This window comes from Salinivibrio sp. SS3, from assembly GCF_001722105.1.
GTDB classification, from domain to species: domain Bacteria; phylum Pseudomonadota; class Gammaproteobacteria; order Enterobacterales; family Vibrionaceae; genus Salinivibrio; species Salinivibrio kushneri.
This window is the reverse complement of sequence record NZ_MEBQ01000022.1, coordinates 1-23,469: the sequence shown is the minus strand read 5'-3', so window position 1 is coordinate 23,469 and position 23,469 is coordinate 1. Positions and strand designations below refer to the sequence as shown.

At 50.6% G+C, this 23,469-nt stretch carries 19 protein-coding genes; 11 read left to right on the top strand and 8 right to left on the bottom strand.

Annotated features, from left to right (window positions below):
* Positions 1-57: 57 nt before the first annotated feature.
* Positions 58-810 carry an amino acid ABC transporter substrate-binding protein gene (locus tag BGL48_RS08935; protein WP_069362319.1) on the bottom strand — a complete coding sequence of 251 codons (753 nt, stop codon included), beginning with the start codon at positions 808-810 and terminating at the stop codon, positions 58-60.
* A gap of 368 nt (positions 811-1,178) precedes the next feature.
* On the opposite strand from BGL48_RS08935, the gene dnaA reads away from it, so the two are divergent.
* The 6 genes from dnaA (at position 1,179) to BGL48_RS08905 (ending at position 8,371) form a co-directional block, all read left to right on the top strand.
* Positions 1,179-2,576, top strand: coding sequence for a chromosomal replication initiator protein DnaA (dnaA, locus tag BGL48_RS08930; RefSeq protein WP_046074846.1), 1,398 nt, complete (start codon positions 1,179-1,181; stop codon positions 2,574-2,576).
* A 2-nt stretch (positions 2,577-2,578) separates the two neighbouring features.
* Positions 2,579-3,679, top strand: coding sequence for a DNA polymerase III subunit beta (dnaN, locus tag BGL48_RS08925; RefSeq protein ID WP_069362318.1), 1,101 nt, complete (start codon positions 2,579-2,581; stop codon positions 3,677-3,679).
* A gap of 3 nt (positions 3,680-3,682) precedes the next feature.
* The gene (gene recF / locus BGL48_RS08920; RefSeq protein WP_069362317.1) at positions 3,683-4,762 is read left to right on the top strand and encodes a DNA replication/repair protein RecF; all 1,080 of its coding nucleotides are present in this window, start codon (positions 3,683-3,685) and stop codon (positions 4,760-4,762) included.
* Between the two features lie 18 nt (positions 4,763-4,780).
* Entirely contained in the window at positions 4,781-7,198 is a 2,418-nt protein-coding gene (gyrB, locus tag BGL48_RS08915) for a DNA topoisomerase (ATP-hydrolyzing) subunit B (protein WP_069362316.1), read from the top strand.
* Positions 7,199-7,358: 160 nt separating this feature from the next.
* Positions 7,359-7,736: a VOC family protein gene (locus BGL48_RS08910; RefSeq protein ID WP_069362315.1), complete on the top strand. Its 378-nt coding sequence runs from the start codon at positions 7,359-7,361 to the stop codon at positions 7,734-7,736.
* A 197-nt stretch (positions 7,737-7,933) separates the two neighbouring features.
* Positions 7,934-8,371 carry an Hsp20 family protein gene (locus BGL48_RS08905; RefSeq protein WP_069362314.1) on the top strand — a complete coding sequence of 146 codons (438 nt, stop codon included), beginning with the start codon at positions 7,934-7,936 and terminating at the stop codon, positions 8,369-8,371.
* A 689-nt stretch (positions 8,372-9,060) separates the two neighbouring features.
* Here BGL48_RS08905 and BGL48_RS08900 read toward each other — a convergent pair.
* The 3 genes from BGL48_RS08900 to glyQ form a co-directional block, all read right to left on the bottom strand.
* On the bottom strand, positions 9,061-10,314 hold the full coding sequence (locus BGL48_RS08900; protein WP_069362313.1) for a valine--pyruvate transaminase: 1,254 nt from the start codon (positions 10,312-10,314) through the stop codon (positions 9,061-9,063).
* 381 nt (positions 10,315-10,695) lie between these two features.
* A complete protein-coding gene (gene glyS, locus BGL48_RS08895; RefSeq protein ID WP_069362312.1) occupies positions 10,696-12,765 on the bottom strand; it encodes a glycine--tRNA ligase subunit beta in 2,070 nt (689 codons plus the stop codon).
* A 9-nt stretch (positions 12,766-12,774) separates the two neighbouring features.
* Positions 12,775-13,686, bottom strand: coding sequence for a glycine--tRNA ligase subunit alpha (glyQ, locus tag BGL48_RS08890; protein WP_069362311.1), 912 nt, complete (start codon positions 13,684-13,686; stop codon positions 12,775-12,777).
* Positions 13,687-14,062: 376 nt separating this feature from the next.
* Between glyQ and BGL48_RS08885 the strand changes: the two genes are divergently transcribed.
* Positions 14,063-14,623, top strand: coding sequence for a TMEM165/GDT1 family protein (locus BGL48_RS08885; RefSeq protein ID WP_069362310.1), 561 nt, complete (start codon positions 14,063-14,065; stop codon positions 14,621-14,623).
* A 33-nt stretch (positions 14,624-14,656) separates the two neighbouring features.
* Here BGL48_RS08885 and tusA read toward each other — a convergent pair whose 3' ends face one another.
* Positions 14,657-14,905, bottom strand: coding sequence for a sulfurtransferase TusA (gene tusA / locus BGL48_RS08880; RefSeq protein ID WP_069362309.1), 249 nt, complete (start codon positions 14,903-14,905; stop codon positions 14,657-14,659).
* Between the two features lie 121 nt (positions 14,906-15,026).
* On the opposite strand from tusA, the gene BGL48_RS08875 reads away from it, so the two are divergent.
* The gene (locus BGL48_RS08875; RefSeq protein ID WP_069362308.1) at positions 15,027-15,230 is read left to right on the top strand and encodes a hypothetical protein; all 204 of its coding nucleotides are present in this window, start codon (positions 15,027-15,029) and stop codon (positions 15,228-15,230) included.
* 129 nt (positions 15,231-15,359) lie between these two features.
* Here BGL48_RS08875 and BGL48_RS08870 read toward each other — a convergent pair whose 3' ends face one another.
* From BGL48_RS08870 to fadB, 3 genes are all read right to left on the bottom strand, one after another.
* Entirely contained in the window at positions 15,360-16,352 is a 993-nt protein-coding gene (locus tag BGL48_RS08870) for an MDR family oxidoreductase (protein WP_069362307.1), read from the bottom strand.
* 156 nt (positions 16,353-16,508) lie between these two features.
* Complete coding sequence (gene fadA, locus BGL48_RS08865) at positions 16,509-17,672, bottom strand: acetyl-CoA C-acyltransferase FadA (protein WP_069362306.1); 1,164 nt, start codon at positions 17,670-17,672, stop codon at positions 16,509-16,511.
* 16 nt (positions 17,673-17,688) lie between these two features.
* Entirely contained in the window at positions 17,689-19,869 is a 2,181-nt protein-coding gene (gene fadB, locus BGL48_RS08860) for a fatty acid oxidation complex subunit alpha FadB (RefSeq protein ID WP_069362305.1), read from the bottom strand.
* A gap of 216 nt (positions 19,870-20,085) precedes the next feature.
* Here fadB and BGL48_RS08855 point away from each other — a divergent pair, with 216 nt between their 5' ends.
* The 3 genes from BGL48_RS08855 (at position 20,086) to hemG (ending at position 22,816) form a co-directional block, all read left to right on the top strand.
* Entirely contained in the window at positions 20,086-20,724 is a 639-nt protein-coding gene (locus BGL48_RS08855) for a YigZ family protein (RefSeq protein ID WP_069362304.1), read from the top strand.
* Between the two features lie 67 nt (positions 20,725-20,791).
* Complete coding sequence (locus BGL48_RS08850) at positions 20,792-22,249, top strand: TrkH family potassium uptake protein (protein WP_069362303.1); 1,458 nt, start codon at positions 20,792-20,794, stop codon at positions 22,247-22,249.
* 42 nt (positions 22,250-22,291) lie between these two features.
* The gene (gene hemG, locus BGL48_RS08845) at positions 22,292-22,816 is read left to right on the top strand and encodes a menaquinone-dependent protoporphyrinogen IX dehydrogenase (RefSeq protein ID WP_069362363.1); all 525 of its coding nucleotides are present in this window, start codon (positions 22,292-22,294) and stop codon (positions 22,814-22,816) included.
* Positions 22,817-23,469 lie beyond the last annotated feature (653 nt).

The window sequence follows — 23,469 nt, the reverse complement described above, 5'->3', positions numbered from 1 at the left end:
ATTGACCTTTAAACAAAAAAGCCCGCCAACGCGGGCTTATTAAATGAAAGTAAACACTTACTTTTTAGTGATATCGCCACCAAACCATTTGGTTGAGATATCCGCCAAGGTGCCGTCTTCACGCATCGCGTTTAGCGCAGCATTGACTTCATCACGTAAGCGTTGACCACGCTCTGAGTCGACAAACGGCCATGCATTGGCAATGGTTTCAAAAGGTTGTCCTGCTAATTGTAGGGGCAGACCTGACTCTTTGATCAATTGTAGTGCGGAGAGGCGATCCATAATAAAGGCGTCGGCACGGCCCAGGGCCACATCGTGTTCAATCCCGGTTTCATAGGTTTTGATGTTGATGTCATCAGCGGCTGAATGTTCACGTAGTAGCTGCTCAAAGTTCGAGCCTAAGTTAACGGCCACGGTTTTGCCTTTCAGATCGGCGACCGCGTTAATGGCATCATTGCCTTTACGAACCGTGATTTGTGCGCCGTCCACCACATACGGGTCAGTGAACAGGTACTTCGCCTGGCGCTCATCGGTGATGGTGATTTGGTTTGAAATCGTATCGATACGGCCGGTTTGTAATAGACCAAACAGTCCTGAGAAGTTAGCGGTGACATACTCAACATCGTAGTCGTTGCGCGCGCCAATCTCATCCCACAAATCAACCTCAAAGCCTTGCAGCTGGTCTTGTTTAACAAAGGTAAACGGAAAGTAGCGGCCAGACATGCCCACTTTTACTGTTTCAGAAGCAAAGGCGGGGGCAGTGAGAATCATGCTCACGCTGAGCAAGGCGTTGATGAACCATTTAGTCATGAAAAGCTCCGTAGTAACCACATCGATATTGATAAGGTGCGTAATATAGAGGGTGGCAGCGGCTCGCGAGAAATACCTTCTTGTTATGAGTCATAACTTATGCACCGCATTTTTCGCGTAAAACAGGGGATAACCCCGATATTGCTCAAGATTATGCACAAGGAAAGAACAGGATTATTGGCCAATCTGATCCTGTTCTTGTGAGTAAAACATGGGTTTGTTGTGGCGATCTCGCGTATTTCTGTGGGATCTATGTGAATAACTCGGATCTTATTCACTGATTTCGGGATCGTGTGGGTAGCGATCTGGACGCGACAGGAGTACCATTGAAGCCTTTCTCTTTTCGGTACAACTGCGTGGAGTCAAACGTGTCATCATCGCTTTGGTTGCAGTGTCTTGAACGTCTTCAAGATGATTTACCTGCGACAGAATTCAGTATGTGGGTACGGCCACTTCAGGCCGAGCTCAATGACAATACGTTGACCCTCTTTGCCCCAAACCGTTTTGTGCTTGATTGGGTGCGAGATAAGTATCTGCATCAAATTAATCAATTGCTGAACGAGTTTTGTGGTGTCGACGTACCCATGCTTCGCTTTGAGGTGGGGAGCAAACCGGTTGCCGCGACGCCGCAAGCGGCACCTGCCGGTCCTGCGGCTGCGCCCGCGCCGCAACAAGCCGCGCCTGCGCCGCCGCAAGGACGTGTGTGGGAGCCTGCCCCGTCGCCGGTGCAATCGGATGTTAATCATCGCTCCAACGTCAATCCCAAACACAAGTTTAATAACTTTGTTGAGGGTAAATCTAACCAGTTAGCCTTGGCGGCCGCACGTCAGGTCTCAGACAATCCGGGTGCTGCCTACAACCCGCTTTTTCTATATGGCGGCACGGGTTTAGGTAAAACGCACTTATTGCATGCGGTGGGGAATGCCATTTCTGATCGCAAAGCGGATGCGCGTGTGGTGTACATGCACTCAGAGCGCTTTGTGCAAGATATGGTCAAAGCGCTACAAAACAACGCGATTGAAGAATTTAAGCGTTATTACCGCAGTGTCGATGCATTGTTGATCGATGATATTCAATTTTTTGCCAACAAAGAACGGTCACAAGAAGAATTCTTCCATACCTTTAATGCGTTGCTCGAGGGTAACCAGCAGATCATTCTCACCTCCGACCGCTATCCTAAAGAGATAAACGGGGTCGAGGATCGCTTAAAATCGCGATTTGGTTGGGGCCTGACCGTGGCGATTGAGCCGCCTGAGCTGGAAACCCGCGTGGCGATTTTGATGAAAAAAGCGGAAGACCATGCCATTCGTTTACCTGATGAGGTGGCTTTCTTTATCGCAAAGCGTCTGCGCTCAAACGTGCGTGAACTGGAAGGGGCGCTTAACCGGGTGATCGCTAATGCCAACTTTACCGGGCGAGCGATCACCATCGATTTCGTACGTGAAGCCCTGCGCGATCTGCTCGCCTTGCAAGAAAAATTGGTCACCATCGATAATATCCAGAAAACCGTGGCTGAATATTATAAAATCAAGATGGCAGACTTGTTATCCAAGCGTCGGTCTCGCTCGGTGGCGCGACCTCGACAGATGGCGATGGCGTTAGCGAAAGAGCTGACTAACCACAGCTTACCGGAAATTGGTGATGCATTTGGCGGTCGTGACCACACTACAGTACTGCATGCTTGTCGTAAGATTGAGCAACTGCGTGAAGAAAGTCACGACATTAAAGAAGATTACTCTAACCTGATTCGAACATTGTCGTCCTAATTATGAAATTTACTCTTACGCGTGAGCAATTACTTCAACCGCTTCAGCAAGTCTCTGGGGCGTTAGGCGGGCGTAGCACCTTGCCGATTTTAAGTAACCTATTAATTGAAGTGGCGGAGCAGCAACTTAAGCTGACGGCGACCGATATGGAGGTTGAGCTCAATGCCACCGCGCCGCTAGACAGTGAGCATCTTGATGGCGCTATCACTGTGCCCTCGCGTAAGTTTATGGATATCATCAAAGGCTTACATAGCGAAGCCCGTATCACAGTGGCGCAAGAAGGCGACCGCGTGGTGGTACGCGCAGGGCGAAGCCGCTTTACCTTATCGACCTTACCGGCTTCAGATTATCCCAACATCGAAGACTGGCATGCCGAAGTGAGCTTACAAGTGCCGCAAAGCAAGCTGGGTCATCTGATTGACGCCACCCAGTTTTCGATGGCAAATCAAGATGTGCGCTATTACCTTAATGGGCTTTTGTTCGAAACGGACGGGCACACATTGCGTACGGTCGGGACGGACGGCCACCGGATGGCGGTATGCCATTTATCCATGGAAGAGGGGTTGCCCGCACAACAAGTGATTGTGCCACGTAAAGGCGTCAGTGAGTTGGCGCGTTTGCTCGATGACAGCGAGCACCCGGTGAATATCCAAATTGGCGCGTCCAATATTCGTGCGGTGGTGGGTAACGTGACTTTTACCTCTAAATTGGTGGATGGGCGTTTCCCTGACTATCGCCGTGTGTTGCCGCAATCAACCTCTCGTACGTTGGAAGTCAATTGCGCGGAGTTAAAACAAGCGCTGTCATTGGCGGCGGTATTATCGAACGAGAAATTTCGCGGCGTACGAATGAATATTGAAGGGAGCGAGCTGCGTATCTCTGCCAATAACCCCGAGCAAGAAGAAGCGGAAGAGTTTTTGGAAGTCGACTATCAAGGTGAGCCAATTGAAATCGGTTTTAATGTCAGTTACGTGCTCGATGTGCTCAATGTTTTACGTTGTGACAAGGTGCGTTTTTCGATGACAGACGCGGTGGGTAGTACCTTGATTGAGGACTGCGATCGCGAAGACGCCATGTATGTTGTGATGCCAATTCGCCTCTAGGTTATGGCGCTATCACGACTGGTCGTTCACGACTTTCGAAATATTGAAGCCTGCGATATTGCATTGTCGTCAGGCTTTAACTTTTTAATTGGCCCCAATGGCAGTGGTAAAACCAGTGTCTTGGAAGCCATTCACTTTCTCGGTCATGGGCGCTCTTTTCGCAGCGCGCTTAATAGCCGAGTGATACGTCATCAGCAACCTCATCTTACGGTACATGGTCGCGTAAAAACGCAAGATGGGATCTTGCTTCCGGTCGGGATTCAAAAGCGCCGAGATGGCAGTGCAGATGTTAAAATTGGTCAAGAAAAAGGGCAAAAGCTGGTGGCCCTGGCCAAAGTGCTGCCATTGCAATTGATCACCCCGGAAGGGTTCGAGTTGTTAACCGATGGCCCCAAGTTTCGTCGTGCGTTTATCGATTGGGGGGTGTTTCATTCTGAGCCAGGATTTTTTGAAGCGTGGACGCGCGTAAAACGCCTGACGAAGCAACGCAACGCCGCGTTGAAAACAGCGCGCCACTATGGCGATATTCAAGTATGGGATACGGAACTAGCACGCCTTGCCGAGCAAATCAGCGCATGGCGTCAAGCATACGTTGATGCGGTGGCCGCGCGAGCGACCGCATTGTGCCAAGCCTTTCTCCCCGAGTTTTCCATCCAGTTTCGCTTTTACCAAGGATGGGAGCGAGGTGCCGACTATCAGGCATTGTTGGCGGCGAACTTTGAGCGCGACCAGCAGATGGGATACACGGTGTCAGGGCCGCATAAAGCCGACTTGCGTATCAAGGTGGCAGGTACCCCAGTCGATGATGTGCTATCGCGCGGCCAGTTAAAACTCATGGTGTGTGCACTTCGGCTTGCACAAGGCCAGTTATATAGCGAGGAGCAAGGTATCGCTTGTATCTACTTAATCGATGACTTTGCTTCCGAATTAGACAGTCGCCGGCGAGCACTCTTGGCCAGTGAGCTGACCCGTATCGGGGCTCAGGTTTTTGTTAGCGCCATTAGTGCCGATCAAGTCGCGGAAATTTGCGACGAAAATAGTAAGATGTTTCATGTGGAACATGGCAAAATTAACGCAGGATAAATAAGCGAGAGTAACTCAATGTCCAACGAATACGATTCATCGAGTATCAAGGTACTGAAGGGCTTGGATGCCGTGCGTAAGCGTCCGGGAATGTATATCGGCGATACCGACGATGGTACCGGCCTGCACCACATGGTGTTTGAGGTGGTCGATAACTCGATCGATGAAGCACTGGCCGGACATTGTAATGATATCGTGGCGACCATCCACGAGGATGGCTCGGTATCGGTTCGCGACGATGGTCGTGGTATTCCGGTCGATATTCATGAGGAAGAAGGTGTATCGGCTGCACAAGTGATCATGACCGTCCTTCACGCTGGCGGTAAGTTTGATGACAACTCTTACAAAGTATCTGGCGGCCTTCACGGAGTGGGGGTGTCGGTGGTCAACGCCTTGTCAGAAAAACTCGAGTTGACCATTTGGCGTAATGGCCATGTTCACCAGCTTAACTTTGCACACGGCGAACCGTTGGGGCCGTTGGCTGAAATGGGGGAGACCGATCAAACCGGTACTCGTATTCGTTTCTGGCCAAGTGAAGAGACATTCTCTGATATCAACTTTAACTATGACGTGCTTGCCAAGCGCTTGCGTGAGTTGTCTTTCCTCAATTCGGGTGTCTCCATTAAGCTGATTGACGAGCGCGAAGAAGACAAAGCGGATCACTTTAGATACGAAGGCGGGATCCGTGCGTTTGTTGAACACCTCAACAACAAGAAGACCTCCATCCACCCATCAGTCTTCCACTTTGAACACACCCGTGAAGACGGAGTGAGTGTCGAAGTGGCGATGCAGTGGAATGATGGCTATCAAGAGAATATCTATTGCTTTACCAACAATATTCCGCAGCGCGATGGCGGTACGCACCTGGCCGGCTTCCGCGCGGCCTTGACGCGCACGCTCAACAGCTTCATGGATAAAGAAGGCTACTCCAAAAAGGCCAAAGCCGCGACGTCTGGCGATGATGCCCGTGAAGGCTTGACCGCGGTGGTCTCGGTAAAAGTGCCGGATCCTAAGTTTTCCAGCCAGACCAAAGACAAGTTGGTGTCATCAGAAGTGAAGTCGGCGGTTGAATCCGCCATGAGCAGCCACTTATCAGACTTTCTGATTGAGCATCCGGCCGATGCGAAAGTGGTATGTACCAAGATCATTGACGCGGCCCGAGCGCGTGATGCGGCACGCAAAGCACGTGAAATGACGCGTCGTAAAGGCGCGTTGGATTTAGCTGGCCTTCCCGGCAAGCTTGCCGACTGCCAAGAAAAAGATCCGGCGTTATCCGAACTCTACATTGTGGAGGGTGACTCGGCGGGCGGCTCAGCCAAGCAAGGGCGTAACCGTAAGAACCAAGCGATCTTGCCTTTGAAAGGTAAGATCCTCAACGTCGAGAAAGCCCGTTTTGATAAGATGTTGTCCTCGCAAGAAGTGGCGACACTGATCACGGCAATGGGGTGCGGGATTGGCCGCGAAGAGTACGATCCGGATAAATTGCGTTACCACAGTATTATTATCATGACCGATGCGGATGTCGACGGCTCGCATATTCGTACCTTGCTGCTGACCTTCTTCTATCGCCAAATGCCAGAGTTGATTGAGCGTGGCTACATCTATATTGCTCAGCCACCGCTTTATAAAGTGAAAAAGGGCAAGCAAGAGCAATACATCAAAGATGATGAGGCGATGGAGCAGTATCAGGTGGCACTGGCGTTGGAAAACGCGTCATTGTTCGTGAACCCAGATGCGCCAGCGATGCACGGCGAGTCACTCGAGAAGTTGGTGAAAGAGTACAACGGTGTACTCAAGCTGATCCAGCGTATGAAGCGTCGCTATCCCGCCGCGCTGCTTAATGAGCTACTTTATCAACCGCGCTTGTCAGTCGACGACCTACGCGACGAGTGGGCCGCTAAGCAATGGGTAGAAAACATCGTTGAGATTTTGAATCGTAAGTCGACGGGAGAAAGCCAGTATCAGGCATCGTGCCGACTTGATGAAGAGCACCAAGTATGGGTACCAGAGCTGGTGGTGCGGACTCATGGTGTTGATTACAAGTACTTGGTGAGCTATGACTTCCTGAACTCGAAAGAGTACGGTCGAATCGCCAGCTTGTCAGAGACCTTGAATGATCTCTTGGATGAAGGGGCGTATGTCAAGCGCGGTGAGCGTACCCAAGCCGTAGAGAGCTTTGAGCAAGCGCTCAACTGGTTGATTAAAGAGTCAACCCGTGGGGTATCGCGTCAGCGCTACAAAGGTTTGGGAGAGATGAACCCAGAGCAGCTTTGGGAAACCACCATGGATCCAGAGGGCCGTCGTATGATGCAGGTGACGATTCAGGATGCGGTAGCGGCCGACGAGCTGTTTACCACCTTGATGGGTGATCAAGTTGAGCCACGCCGTGCGTTTATCGAAAATAATGCGCTGAAAGTAGAAAACCTCGACGTATAACCGATAAATCAACTGTTTATCAACAATTAAGGCCAGCATTGCTGGCCTTTTTCATATCTATTTGCGAGGCAAATCGCAATACATAACTGTTTATATATACAGTTGTTTTTGGCACGAGTAATCTCGTCATTCTCTTAACAGCAGAGTGATAGGAAGCCTTATGTCTATAAAAACGCGTGCTAACCTCCAACTGGTTTATGTTTCTGATATTGAGCGTTCTGTGGAATTCTACCAACAACTCTTTCAGTGCGAGCCGGTATTTACCAGCCCCAGATATGTAGCCTTTTCAGCGTCTGAACAGGGCGATGCCTTGTTTGCATTGTGGACAGGCGGCGAGCAGCCCTCACCATCAATCACCCGACTGAGTGAAATTGGCATTATGGTACCCACCAATGATGACGTTGATGCGCTTTTTGACCAATGGTCGAACAACCTAACCATCGATGTGGTGCAGTCCCCTTATGATGATGTGTTTGGTCGAACCTTCGTGATTCAAGATCCTGATGGGCATCTGGTGCGCGTAGCGCCGCTCGATTAGTGCGATGCGCTTGGGGAGAGTGGTGAGGTATAGAATAGTGCGCCACTCACGAAACAAAAAATTTTACGATCAGCCATTGAAATCAATTTGCGCAACCTTATATAGAGTAATGAGGCGATGCCATTGGGTCGCCGGGGGCTTGTCCGAGTTGGAAGGCCGTAGATAACATTTTATTGCTTCATAGGAAGGGTAAGATTATGCGTAACTTTGATTTCTCTCCACTCTATCGTACTGCAATTGGTTTCGATCGTTTATTCGATCTGGTTGAAAACAGCAATACCAATAATGCGGGTGGATTTCCTCCTTACAACATAGAGCAAAGCCAAGAAAACCAATACCGCATCACCATGGCGGTAGCAGGCTTTAGCCAAGATGAGGTGGATATCACTCAGCAAAAAAATAGCCTAATCGTCGCCGGTAAAAAGGGTGCTCGTAATCAAGATACTAAGTTCTTGTACCAAGGCATTGCCGAGCGCGATTTCGAGCGCAAGTTCCAGCTCGATGATCATATTAAAGTGACAGGGGCAGACATGGAAAACGGCATGCTACATATTGATTTAGTACGCGAAGTACCAGAGGAAGAAAAGCCTCGTCGTATCGAAATCGGTAGCCGTTTGCTAGAAAACGCTGAGTAAACCTTAAATCCCGAGTGGTTCACGATAAGGGAGAGGGCAGCCATGCTGCCCTTTTTATCGACTATACACCTAAGACGAGCCTGCCAATCCGTCGTGACATCCGAAGCTGTAAAGCGCCTGATGATTTATCCCGTCCACATAGATCTGTCTATCGCTGCCGGTTGCCTATCCGCCTCTAAACGAGATCTGGCTCAGTAATACGTGACTAACGCTCTACCGCTGAATGAACAAATACTGGTGTGTCAGTTCCCAGCCAAGAACGTCCTCTCTCGATAGATATATTAATGAGAGCAAGGGTAATGTTTCACGTGAAACATATAAGAATACCAATAGCAAACCATCTCGTCTGGCCTATCAAACTAAACCAATCGACGTTCGGGCTGACCACATAGATTGAGTCGACGGCTACTTGGGAGGGAGTGTAGTGGTACGCCTTCCTTAAGGGTAGGTTCGCTTGCAAGGAAAGAAAGGCGTGTCATTAGCAGTGCTGGTTGATGACTTTTTTCTGTGAGCCTACTTGGTCTTAAGTGGTGCGAGATGAGCGACTTCTTCACCTTGTCCAAAAGTCTCGTGCAATATTTGAATGACGAGTTGTTCTTTGGGTGTTGACTCAAAACCATGAGATAGGAAATCTATAAAAGGTTTCACGTGGAACGTCCATTAGCCAGTGTTCCACGTGAAACCAAGGCTTATTCCTCGTTGTAGGCGCGCGCGACTTCTTCAGCGATAATATCAATGCCTTTCTGCATCATCTTGTCATCTTGCACGTAGTTCATTCGGATACATTGCTTAGCATGATCCCAGCCTTCGTGATCGACACCAATAAAGAAGTACTCGCCGGGTACCACCAGCACACCGCGCGCTTTTAAACGTTTATATAGATCTTGGGTGGAGATAGGGAGATCGTTGAACCACAGCCATAGGAAGATGGCACCTTCTGGTTTATGAACACGAACACGTTCATCGTTAATGGTTTCAAGCACCATGTTTAATATTCTTTGCGACTTTTTCTGATAGAAGGGACGAACGACGTCTTTACTCAGGCGGAGTAGGTCGCCACGCTCTATCATTGAAAGTGCCATCGCTGGCCCAACACTGTTGGGAGATAAACTTACAATGCCATTGATATTTGACATGGCTTGGATGACATCTTCGTTGGCGATCACAATGCCGCAACGCACACCAGGCAAACCTAATTTACTGAGGCTAGAGCAGAGTATGGTGTTTTCATTCCAGAACGGTGCGACGTCTTCAAAAATGATATCAGGGAAGGGGGTACCGTACGCGTTATCGATAATTAGTGGAATATTGTTATCACGTGCCAACTGATCAAGCTGATGGATTTCGCTATCAGTGAGTACATTGCCGGTCGGGTTGGTCGGGCGGGAGGCACAGATGGCTCCAATGTTGTCATCAATTGTTAGGCGACTAAAGTCGACGTGATATTTGAATTGACGGTTGTCGAGCAATTCTATTTCAGGCTGGTAGCTGACGAAAATGTCGTCGTTAATTCCGGCGTCACCGTAACCGATATATTCCGGCGCGAGAGGCAGCAAGATTTTTTTGTGGGTGCCATCGGCGTATCGTCCAGCCAATAGATTAAACAGATAAAAGAACGCACTTTGGCTGCCATTGGTCAGCATGATGTTTTTACTAGAAAGCTGCCAGCCATAGGTTTTATTAAGAAGCTCGGCGAGGGCATTTAGTAATGCCGACTTGCCTTGTGGCCCATCATAGTTGGCCATCGCATGAACGAGGCTTCCATCATCGAGCATCGACTGGCTCAGTGTTTTGAAGTAATCGAGCATTTCCGGTATCGCAGCGGGGTTGCCGCCACCTAGCATAATGGCATCTGGATTACGTAAGCCGTCATTAAGATCGTCCATTAACTGTGTGATGCCCGAGTGATTTGCTAACTTCTCGCCAAAGTGAGTGACTTCCATGATTACTGCCTTTAAATATCTGTATCGTTGTTGTGGTTAAGCTGCAATCAACATACAACAATCTATTGTCTAAAAGAAAGTCTGATAAAGTTGTTATCTCTTGGTCACTAACTGGCATGGTTGACGGGGGTTGTTACGTTATCGGTACACACTCGGGAGAAAAGTCGTTGAAAGGGATAACAAGCCGCGTGTTTCACGTGAAACCAACTCGGCTTGACTCGACAAACAGGGTGATTAGCGTCATTGAGGTTAAAAACCAATAATGAGGGTGTGAGTTGGTCGCTAATAAGACGAGAGTGAGTGGCCAACAGGGGCGTGCGCGTTTAAATAGCCAAAAAAAGCCCCGCACCATGGCGGGGCTGAGTGGTGTGTTGCTGATGATTACTTCTGTAGAACAGAGATATCTGCCACGTTGAGGAATTGCTCACGGATAAGGTGAAGCATCGCTAAACGGTTGGCTTTCAGTGCGGGATCATCTGCCATGACCATCACGTTGTCAAAGAAGGTATCAACCGGTGTGCGCAATTGTGCCAGCTCGGTCAGCGCGCCTTGATAATCGCTGTCAGCAAAAAGAGGTTTAACTGCAGCGACTTTCTCTGCTACCACGTTCGCCAATGCTTTTTCTGCGTCTTCTTGTAGCAAGCCAGTATCGACGTTGCTAGGAAGCTCGCCATCATACTTGGCCAAGATATTGCCTACTCGCTTGTTGGCGGCGGCGAGTGCTTCGGCTTCTTCCAGACTGCGGAAGTGCGACACCGCTTTAACGCGGCTGTCAAAGTCAGCAGGCTTGGTTGGACGACGGGCTAAAACCGCTTGGATAATATCGACGCTATAGCCCATATCTTGGTACCAGGCGCGGAAACGACCTAGCATAAAGTCGAGAACGTCCGTCTCTACCTCTTTGTGCGTCAAACGGTCATCGTACTGGGCTTTGGCATCACGAATAAGGTCGACAAGATCAAGCTGATAGCCATTCTCGACGACAATACGCAGAACCCCTAATGCGGCCCGACGTAGGGCGAAGGGGTCACTCCCTTTAGGTGCTTGACCAATACCAAAGATGCCCACGATGGTATCCATTTTGTCAGCCATTGCGAGTGCTGAGGAGACCGGCGTCGTAGGTAGCTTATCACCGGCAAAGCGCGGCCAGTATTGCTCATTCAGCGCCAGCGCTACGGCTTCAGGCTCGCCATCATGACGCGCATAGTGCATGCCCATCACGCCTTGGGTCTCGGTGAACTCAAACACCATCGAGGTCATGAGATCACATTTAGCCAGTTGGCCTGCGCGCTCAGTGTGTGCCTTGTCGGCACCGATACGCTCTGCAATCTGTCCTGCGAGTGCAGTAATGCGGTCGGTTTTATCTTTGATGGTACCCAGTTGCTTTTGGAATACCGCGCTATCTAGCTCTGGCAGGCGATCAATCAATGGGCGCTTGCGGTCTGTATCAAAGAAGAACTCCGCATCCGCGAGGCGAGGACGCACGACTTTTTCATTGCCTGAGATAACTTGCGCTGGATCTTTCGATTCGATGTTAGACACGAAGATGAACTTGGGCAGTAGCTCGCCATTAGCGTCATAGACAGGGAAGTACTTTTGATCGCCTTTCATGGTGTACACCAGCGCTTCTGATGGCACCTTAAGGAACTTGTTCTCAAAAGAGGCAGTCAGTACCACTGGCCATTCCACCAAAGAGGTGACTTCTTCAACCAAGTCGTCATCAAGCTCAGCAACCCCACCAACCGCGTCAGCCGCTGCTTTGGCATCTTTAATAATCAATGCTTTACGCTTTTCATAATCGGCCATGACCTTACCTTCACGCTCAAGGCGCTCTGGGTATTGGTCAGCATGATCCAGCGTTAAGCTCGATTCACCCATAAAGCGGTGACCTCGAATCACGCGATCGGATGCCACGCCAAGAATGGTGCCTTCAATCAAGGTGTCCCCATACAGCATCACCAAGGTTTTCACTGGGCGGATAAACTGGGTGTCTTTGTCACCCCAGCGCATGGGTTTAGGAATAGGCAGTTTGCTTAGGGCGTTATCGGCCAGTACCGGCAGTAAGGCGTCAATGGCTTGGCCAGGTACGTGTTGACGATACAGCAACCACTCACCTTTATCAGTTTTTAGGCGCTCGGCTTCGCTCACATCAATCCCGTTACCGCGCGCCCAACCCATGGCGGCTTTGGTGGGATTGCCGTCTGCGTCAAAGGCGGCTTTGACCGCAGGACCGCGTTTCTCAACCACTTTATCTGGCTGGCGATCGCTCAAAGCAGCCACTTTAAGTGCTAAGCGACGCGGGGACGCGTACCAAGTGATACCTTGGTGGCTCAGATCAGCGTCTTTTAGTTGCGCTTCAAACTGACTCGCGAAGGCTTCAGCCAGTGTGCGCAATGCTGTTGGTGGTAGCTCTTCAGTGCCGAGCTCAATCAGGAAATTTTGCGTTGCCATGATGCTCCCTTATTTGCTGTGTCGGCACATCGGGAAGCCTAGCGCTTCGCGAGATGCGTAGTAGGCTTCGGCGACACGTTTAGTCAGTGTGCGAATGCGCAGAATATAGCGTTGACGTTCAGTCACTGAAATGGCTTTGCGCGCATCCAGTAGGTTGAACGCATGACCGGCTTTTAGGATCTGTTCGTAAGCAGGCAAAGGGAGCGGCTGCTCGAGATCCAGTAGCTTGGTACTTTCGGCTTCGCACTGATCAAAGTAGCGGAACAGAAAATCAACATCAGCGTGTTCAAAGTTATAGGTCGATTGCTCCACTTCGTTTTGGTGGAAAATATCGCCGTAGGTGACTTTGCCAAATGGGCCATCGGTCCAAACCAGATCATACACAGAGTCGACTTCTTGAATGTACATCGCCAGACGTTCGATACCGTAGGTAATCTCACCCGTGACCGGTTTACATTCCAATCCGCCTACTTGTTGGAAGTAGGTAAACTGAGTGATCTCCATCCCGTTCAGCCAGACTTCCCAACCTAGGCCCCAAGCGCCCAGCGTTGGGTTTTCCCAGTTATCTTCCACAAAGCGAATGTCGTGGACTTCTGGATCAATCCCCAGCACACGCAGCGAGCCTAAATACAGCTCTTGAATGTTATCGGGTGACGGCTTCAGGATGGTTTGAAACTGGTAGTAATGCTGCAGACGGTTCGGGTTCTCGCCATAACGCCCATCGGTAGGACGACGAGAAGGTTGAACGTAAGCCGCTGCAATGGGCTCTGGACCAAGTGCACGCAAGCATGTCATCGGGTGGGAGGTACCTGCACCCACTTCCATGTCTAGCGGCTGAACAATGGTACAGCCTTGCTGGGCCCAATAATCCTGCAGCGCGAGGATCATACCCTGAAAGGTTTTGATATCGAATTTATGCATTGTCAGGTTCGCGCGAGTTGATGAATGGAGAAAATAGCTGGCAATTATAACTCGCAGCGCGCCCAAGCAGTAGGGGGCTGGCGGATTTTTGTGCGCCTTTGATGTGCTTATTTTCTGCGTACAGGGGTAGGAGGAATAGAAGTTGCCAAGCGAGTGTTCAAATCGTACACTAGCGGCGTCTTGGGGAGTAGTCGACCACTGCACAGTCAGTGGAGCAATCATCAACATAGTTGAAGCAAAATCTTCATGGTGATTGCAAGCCTGCCATTAGGTGCTCTGGGCTTGACGAGACCAACGACAATCGCACGAACCGGGGTGGGGCGTGTGTGTTGTCGTGGTTGAATCATAATAAGCCCTGCCCCAGATGAGCAATGTCATGAGCGTTCTTGCTATTTCTATCTCCACCGTCACCTTGGCGGAAATCGGGGATAAAACCCAATTATTATCGCTAGCGTTGGCGACCCGGTTTCGAAAACCTGCGGTGATTGTCAGTGCCATTTTATTGGCGACACTAGTGAATCACGCCATTGCCGCCTGGCTTGGCGTGGTCGCGGCCGATATCCTGACCGATACCGTATTGCATATCATTTTGATTATCAGCTTTAGTGTGATGGCGGTATGGATGCTGATCCCTGACAAGCTTGAAGATGAAGGGATTCAGGGCAAAAGCGCGTTTTGGGCGAGCTTCTGTGCGTTTTTTGTCGCAGAAATTGGCGATAAAACCCAGCTCGCCACCACGGCATTGGGGGCACAGTTTAATGAAGCATTGTGGGTGGTGGTGATTGGGTCAACCATTGGTATGCTGCTAGCCAACGTCCCTGTGGTGCTGGCCGGTGATAAAATTCAGCGCCATGTCCCGCTCGCTGCCGTACGGGCGCTCGCCGCGGCAATGTTTGCAGCGTTGGCTGTACTGGATACCTGGTATCTATTGAGTTGACGCAAGACAATGGTGAATCGGTAAGGGTTGGCGTTATGCCAGCCCTTTTTTGATCAAAAACTGGAATGGCACGCACTCGGTTTGGGCTGCGACCAGGGTATGGTCCATAAAGCGACAGAAGCTGGGAATATCACGCGTGGTTGACGGGTCATCCGCGGTAATCAGCAAGGTCTGACCGTCATCCATATGGCGGATACGCTTACGCACCATCATTACAGGTTCCGGGCAGCGCAAGCCTAAGGCATCGAGTTGGAGATCAGCGTGGTCAAAAGCGAGTGTCATTGTTGTTACCTCAAAAAGTGTCGACTTGATCATACTTATGGCGACAAATTATTCAAACAGGGTTGCGCTTGTAAATGATTTGTGTAAATTATTTAACAAGTCGTTAACGAAAGGCGAGGACATGAGAAAAGCACAAACGGGCAAATTGAGCTTGGCTTATGGACACCGTATCGCTGCTTACACAGGGCTGAGCGGGTTCGCTTTTTGGGGATTAACGCATAGTCATGAGCACACTCTCTTGGCAACACTAGCAGTCTGCGCCGCAGCTTTGGGGTTATTGGTAGAAGCCTTATCGGCCTCAACGCCACGCTCGCAGCCTGACTAGGCTAACTCACTCAACAGCTACACTCACTCCCAGTTTTCTTGGGCTTCCCCGCTCTTCGAGCGGGATTTTTTTTGTCTGTGCGTCGACAAAAAAGACCAATCCATCACAAAGATTGGCCTTTTGCTTGCGTTAGCCTTGGTAAGCGATATCAATAACGACGCGACCTTTAACCTCACCCTGAATAATTTTATTCGCATACTCTGGGGTTTGCGCCAGAGCGATGGTGTGGCATGCCTGTTCAAAGTAGCTGGCGGGCAATAGCTTGGTCAGTGACTGCCACGCAGCTTGACGTTGCGCTTTCGGGCAAGAGACGGAGTCAACTCCTTGCAATCGCACATTGCGCAAAATAAACGGCATCACAGTGGCGGGTAAGTCAAAACCGCCGGCAAGGCCGCATGCGGCAACCGTGCCCCCGTAGTGGATTTGTGAGAGAACATTGGCGAGCATTTGACTCCCAACAGTATCAATCGCGCCTGCCCACTGTTGCTTATCCAGCGGGCGGCCGGGTGCGCTAAAGGACTCGCGTGGGAGTACCTCGTCAGCGCCCAGTTGTTTAAGCCACGCTTGATTGTCTTCAAGACGGCCTGTGACGGCACTGACGCGATAGCCCAATGCATGCAATAAGGTGACCGCGACAGAGCCAACGCCGCCACTGGCACCGGTGACTAACACTGGGCCATCTTCAGGTTTGACGCCACCATCGATTAAGGCTTGCACACATAACATCGCGGTAAACCCTGCTGTGCCTACCATCATTGCTTGTTGCGCAGAGAGCCCCTCTGGAAGGGGAACGAGCCAGTCGCCATTAACACGCGCTTTCTCTGCCATGCCTCCCCAGTGTGCTTCACCGACGCCCCAACCAGTGAGCACCACTTTATCTCCGGGTTGATAGTCGGGGTGTTGGCTATCAGCAACCGTACCGGCAAAGTCGATACCTGGCACCATCGGGAATTGGCGAACAATCTTGCCTTTTCCGGTGATGGCCAAGCCGTCTTTATAATTCAAGGAGCTAAAATCGACATCGACAGTCACATTACCGTCTGGGAGCAAATCGTCATCGAGCGAGGTGATTTTCGCGAAGGTTTGCTTCTCGTGTTGTTCAAGGACAAGCGCGTTAAACATAGCATTCTCCCGGTTGAAGTCTGTGAGCGGCCATACTAGGCCGGATGAAGTGACCACCACTTGCGTTACATCAATCACTATGCGATTGCGAGCGGGGTGACGCAAGCCAAAAAAAAGAGCGGACTCAGCCGCTCTTTGTTAATGATAGGTTCATCGTTAGACGCGTTCGAACACAGTGGCGATGCCTTGGCCTAAGCCAATACACATGGTTGCCAAACCTATCGTCGCATCTTGGCGCTCCATTTGATGTAACAAGGTGGTCGAGATGCGTGCACCGGAACAACCTAGTGGGTGACCCAGCGCGATGGCACCACCGTTGAGGTTAACCTTGTCATCCACTTTGTCCATCAGGCCGAGATCTTTGACACAAGGCAGAGACTGGGCGGCAAATGCCTCATTCAGTTCGACCAAATCAATATCATCGATGCTAAGCCCAGCACGTTTGAGCGCTTTTTTAGTCGCAGGTACTGGACCATAGCCCATAATCGAGGGATCGCAACCCGCAACGCCCATGGCGCGGATACGTGCACGGATAGGCAGCCCCAAGGCTTTGGCCTTTTCTTCACTCATCACCAGCATTGCAGAGGCACCATCCGATAATGCCGACGACGAGCCAGCGGTGACTGTGCCATTGGCAGGGTCAAAGGCTGGGCGCAGGCCAGCGAGGCTCTCGACGGTGGTTTCGGGACGAATGACTTCATCGTCTTCCACTAACGTCAATAAGCCATCGGCATCATGGCCTTCAATGGGCGCAATCTCATCTTTAAAGCGGCCTTCCACGGTGGCGGCATGCGCACGGGCGTGGGAGCGCGCAGCAAATTGGTCTTGCATTTCACGGCTGATGCCATGCATACGGCCGAGCATTTCAGCAGTGAGCCCCATCATGCCTGCCGCTTTGGCAACGGACTTCGACATCCCTGGGTGGAAGTCGACCCCATGATTCATCGGCACGTGACCCATGTGTTCAACCCCACCAATGATGAAGGTATCGCCGTCACCCACCATAATCGCGCGAGCCGCATCGTGTAGTGCCTGCATCGACGAGCCACACAGGCGGTTGACGGTAGTCGCGCCCACATTATGTGGAATGCCAGCAAGGAGTGCCGCATTACGGGCAATATTAAAGCCTTGCTCGAGTGTTTGCTGTACACAGCCCCAGTAAATGTCTTCAATGCTGGTGCTTTCTACCGCAGGGTTGCGCGCCAACAGAGATTTCATCAAGTGCGCTGAGAGATCTTCGGCGCGGACGTGGCGAAACACACCGCCTTTTGAGCGGCCCATTGGGGTACGGATACAGTCAACGATCACTACATTGTTCATTGTTCTCTCCTTAAACTTAGGCTGATTGCGGTGCGTTGACCGGTGTGACATCAAAGTAAGCCTGTTTATCGCCGGCACGACGTTTCATATCCGCAGGAACATGATACAAAGCGCCGAGATCAGAGAATTTGTCTGCCATGGCGACGTAGTTATCAACACCCAAGGTATCGACATAACGGAAAGCACCACCTCGGAATGGCGGAAAGCCAATGCCATACACCAAGGCGATGTCTGCCTCAGCCGGAGAGGCGATAATGTTTTCTTCCAGACAACGGGCGACTTCGTTGATCATCGGCACCATCATGCGCGCGATAATGTCTTCGTCACTGATCTCTGCCTGGCCACCCTGGATGACGGGGGCGAGCAGTTCAGGGACGGCTTCATCAGCCTCTTTTTTCGGCTTGCCTTTTTTATCTGTGCTGTAGCGGTAGAAACCTTTGCCGTTTTTCTGACCGAAGCGCTCGGCTTCAAACATCACATCAATGGCATCGCGGCCAGATTTGCTCATACGATCTGGGAAGCCTTCCGCCATCACCGCCTGTGCGTGGTGCGCGGTATCAATCCCGACCACGTCTAGCAGATACGCCGGACCCATCGGCCAGCCGAATTGTTTTTCCATGATTTTGTCAATGCGCTGAAAGTCTACGCCGTCGCGTAGTAGCAAGCTAAAGGCATGGAAGTAGGGGAACAATACGCGGTTGACGAAAAAGCCGGGGCAGTCGTTCACCACCACGGGTGATTTACCCATCTTGGCGGCGTAGGCCACGACGCGTGCAATAGTCTCATCAGAGGTTTTCTCGCCGCGGATCACCTCAACTAACGGCATGCGGTGAACTGGGTTAAAGAAGTGCATGCCACAGAAGTTTTCAGGGCGCGATAAAGACTTCGCCAGTGTGTTGATAGGAATCGTGGAGGTGTTAGAGGCAATCACCGTCTCTTCGCTAACCAGCGCTTCGACCTCTTTGAGCACACTGGTTTTCACTTTCGGGTTCTCGACCACGGCTTCGACGATCACGTCGCTGTGCTCAATGCCAGCATAGTGGAGGCTTGGGGTGATTGACGACAGCACTTGACCCATTTTAAAGCCATCGACGCGGCCACGCTCTAACTGCTTATTCAGCAGCTTGGTTGCTTCTTTCATGCCGAGTTCGAGTGAGGCTTGGGCGATGTCTTTCATCATCACAGGTACGCCTTTAAGCGCCGATTGGTAGGCAATACCACCGCCCATAATGCCCGCGCCGAGTACAGCACCTCGCTCCGTATCTTTACCTTGTTTGGCGGCTTGTTTGGCGTTGCCTTTGATGACTTGGTCATTGAGGAAAATCCCCACCAAGGCTTGCGCCACATCGGTTTTAGCCAGCTTAACGAAATAGCGATTTTCAACCTTGAGCGCCTCATCGCGCGTCATCCCTGCGGCTTCTTCAATGGCCGTCACGGCGGTCATTGGTGCGGGGTAATGCTTGCCAGCAACTTGCGCCACCATACCTTTGGCCATGGTAAAGCTCATCGCCGCTTCGGTACGATTCAGACCCAAAGGTTGTTTTTTCTGTTGGCGACGACTCTGCCAATCAATTTTCTCGTCGATTGCTTGGCTAAGCATTCGAATCGCTGCGTCGCGAAGGTTGTCATTCTCGACGACCGCATCTACCAAGCCTTCTTTGAGAGCGGCAGAGGCACGTTTGTCTTTACCTGCCGTGATGATTTCCATCGCAGTATCCGCGCCGATAAGCCGCGGTAAGCGCACAGTGCCACCAAAGCCTGGCATGATGCCTAACTTGGTTTCAGGCAGGCCAATACGCGCATCCTTGCCCGCGACACGCAGATCCGTGGCGAGTATGCATTCACAGCCACCGCCTAGCGCATGACCCTTGATCGCGCTAAGGGTTGGGTAGGGCAAGTCTTCTAAACGATTGAAAATGGCATTGGCGCGAGATACCCAATCAGACAGTTCTTGGTCGGGTTTAGCGAACAGGCCGAGAAACTCGGTGATGTCGGCACCGACAATAAAGGCTGATTTGGCAGAGGTTAGCAACAGCCCCTTGATGTCATCGCGACCCGACAAAGCGTCGAGGGCTTGGTCTAAACTTTCTAGCGTTGCCAAATCCAGTTTGTTGACAGAACCTTGGCTGTCTAAGGTCAGCTCTGCAATGCCGTTATCCAATGCACGAACTGAAAGGTTATCTCCTTGGTAGATCATGGTTGTTCTCCACGTTGGCAGTACCATCCTGGTTGAATAGTGTTCTGGTTAGACCAGATGCGACCTAGTGTGGATCATTGTTATAAGAAATGACAACCAAAAGTTAAACGAATGTTTAAAATATGTGGTGTGGGTTGTTTTTACTATGGCCGAGTCCCTGTCGTGCTTGGGGGAATATGGTACAGTGCGTCGCTGAGACACAAAGGGTGTACCAGGATGCCAATCACGCCATATGCCGTGCCAGCCGAAACCGTAAGGCACGAGCTTGAAATAAAAAAAAGTCGGTTTATCACCTATCTTGCCCATACGCCTGGAGAAGAAGAGGCGAAGCAGTTTATTCAGTCGCTGCGAGAAACGTACCCTGATGCCCGCCATCACTGCTGGGCATTTGTCGCAGGTCGGCCTGAATCTTCCGTGCAATGGGGATGTGGTGATGACGGTGAGCCCGCGGGAACCGCAGGTAAGCCGATGCTTGCGCAACTTTCAGGCGCGAACGTTGGTGAGGTTTGTGCGGTGGTGGTGCGCTACTTTGGTGGGATCAAATTGGGTACTGGCGGGCTGGTAAAGGCGTATGGCAGTAGTGTGCAACAAGCCCTGGGCCTTTTGACCACGCGGGAAGTGGCAGTGACCGTCCCTTACACGATAAGCTGTGAATATGCTCACATTGACACGATAGAGTCATTGCTTAAGCAGCACGATGGCGTTCAGCTCGATGCAGAATTCAGCCATAATGTGCGACTGAGTGTGCGTATCGATGCGCGCTATATCGATGTGTTTCTTGAGGCACTTAAAAATCAAACTCGCGGGCAAGCACACGCGCACCCGTTAGAACATAAGACAACGTCAGGCACTTAGCCTGCTTTACGTGTAACGACGAGACGGTAGAAAGTCGCTACCGCCGATAAGAGGGCCACGTCAGGCTATGCAATTTCGTTCCATTACCCGCATTGTCGGACTCCTGCTGGCCCTGTTCAGCATTACCATGCTAGCGCCTGCGCTGGTTGCGTTTATCTATCGCGACGGTGCGGGCTATCCCTTTGTATTAACGTTTTTCCTCCTGCTAGCGGGTGGTGGGTTACTTTGGTTCCCTAACCGAAACTATCGACACGAGCTTAAAGCACGTGATGGTTTTTTGATTGTTGTCTTATTCTGGACGGTGATCGGTAGCGCCGGCTCGGTGCCGCTGATGTTATCGGAGCAACCCGATTTATCGGTCAGTGAAGCCTTTTTTGAATCCTTTTCTGGCTTAACCACGACGGGGGCAACCGTCATCGTGGGGCTGGATGAGCTTCCCAAAGCGATTTTGTTTTATCGCCAATTGCTTCAATGGCTCGGGGGTATGGGGATCATTGTGCTGGCAGTGGCAATCTTGCCTGTGCTCGGTATCGGTGGGATGCAGCTATATCGTGCTGAGATCCCAGGCCCTGTGAAAGATACCAAAATGACACCACGGATAGCGGAGACGGCCAAAGTGCTTTGGTATATCTACCTGACGTTAACCGTGAGCTGTGCCTTGGCTTATTGGCTGGCGGGTATGTCTGCGTTCGATGCCATTGGGCATAGCTTTTCAACCGTCGCGATTGGGGGGTTCTCAACCCATGATGCCAGCATTGGGCATTTTGATAGCACTGCCGTTAATCTTATCACCGTGGTGTTTTTACTGATCTCTGCGTGTAACTTTTCGCTTCACTTTGCGGCCTTTGCTAATAATGGGCTCAATCTAAAGTTTTACTTGCGCGATCCAGAGTTTCGCGCATTTTTGGTGATTCAGCTCCTATTATGGCTGGTGGTGTTTGCCATGCTGAGTGGACATCAGGTTTATAACAGCTCCACAGAAACCTTCACTCAGGCGCTATTTCAGTCGGTATCAATATCAACCACCGCGGGTTATACCACCACTACGTTTGCTCACTGGCCCTTGTTTCTCCCTGTTTTACTCTTGTTCTCGTCATTTATTGGTGGGTGTGCAGGCTCGACTGGTGGCGGGATGAAAGTGATTCGCATCCTGCTGTTGTCACTGCAAGGGACGCGCGAGCTAAAACGCCTGGTGCACCCACGCGCGGTATACACCATTAAAGTGGGTAATAAGGCGTTAAGGCAGCAAGTGGTCGATGCCGTATGGGGTTTTTTTTCCGCCTACGCATTAGTGTTTGTCATTTGTATGTTGGCTTTGATAGCGACAGGCATTGAAGAACTCACAGCTTTCTCCGCCGTTGCTGCGACTCTCAATAACCTAGGACCAGGACTAGGCGAAGTGGCTGCTCACTTTGGCGATATTAATGACACGGCGAAGTGGGTATTGATCCTTGCGATGTTGTTCGGCCGTTTAGAGATATTTACATTATTGGTTTTATTTACGCCTACATTCTGGCGGAGCTAGTTGAATAGGGAAGGAGAGGACATGAGCGAGCAAACCGACGCAGTGCAGAAAGTCTTGTTGCTACATTCGAGCCGAGAAGGGCAGACCAAAAAAATCCTGCACTTTATCGAGACGCAGCTTGGCTCGTCGGCGCAGTGTGAGATTAAGGATATTCATCAGCTTCCTTCAGCGGATTTAACAAAGTACGACCGGGTTTTGATTGGCGCGTCTATTCGCTATGGCCACTTTAATAAAAAGCTGTATCAATTTATTGAAGCACATGCAGATCAGCTTAAAGCGGCGAAAGCAGCATTCTTTAGTGTCAATCTCACTGCGCGTAAACCAGGCAAAGATACGCCAGAAACCAGCGCTTATAGCCGTAAGTTTATCGAGAAGTCACCTTGGACGCCTGAACTGCATGGCGTCTTTGCTGGCGCACTCTATTATCCACGCTATAAATGGTTCGATCGGATGATGATTCGCTTAATCATGCACATTACCGGTGGGGAAACGGATACGACCAAAGAGGTGGAATACACCGATTGGCAAAAAGTCGAGGAGTTCAGCGAGCAATTTGCCCGTTTTTAGGCCATAACGTTGATTGTTTGACCGAATGGCGACTTTTTCCTAAAAAAGTCGCTTTTTAGTCTTGCCAAGGTGAGCAACTTCTCTATAATGCGCCTCCATCGACACGGCACGCAGGGCAAGCGTTCAGCGAGCATGTCAAGGCAAAAAATCAAATAAAAATAAACGCTTGACGTGAGTTTTTAAAAGATTAAGATAGCCTTCCACTTAACGCTAAGCGTTAGGGGAGTCAAAAAGAGGTTTTGTTTCACCCGGTTGGGCTGAAAATAAAAGATAAAATTTCTTCTTGACTTTAACGGTAAGGTGCGTAAGATGCGCAGCCCTGACCGAGCGAAGCGCCGCTTCGCACAGTCAACGCTCTTTAACAATTTGACCTATGCAATCTGTGTGGGCACTCGTTAAGAATAGACAAAAAGATTTATTCGATGAACTGAGTGACCAAACGATAACTTTTATTGTTGTTCGACACAGTCAATTCGTTTGTCTCGTAACACACGACTAAGACAATATTTATCGAGCCGTTTGTCTTTTCTTTCTCGATATGCACATCAAATCACTTCAATACACGAATTTCACCATCACCCAGATTGAACGCTGGCCGCAGGTCCAACCCCTGCAAGACCACCGCACACCACAGCTTTGACTCTGACGGGAAT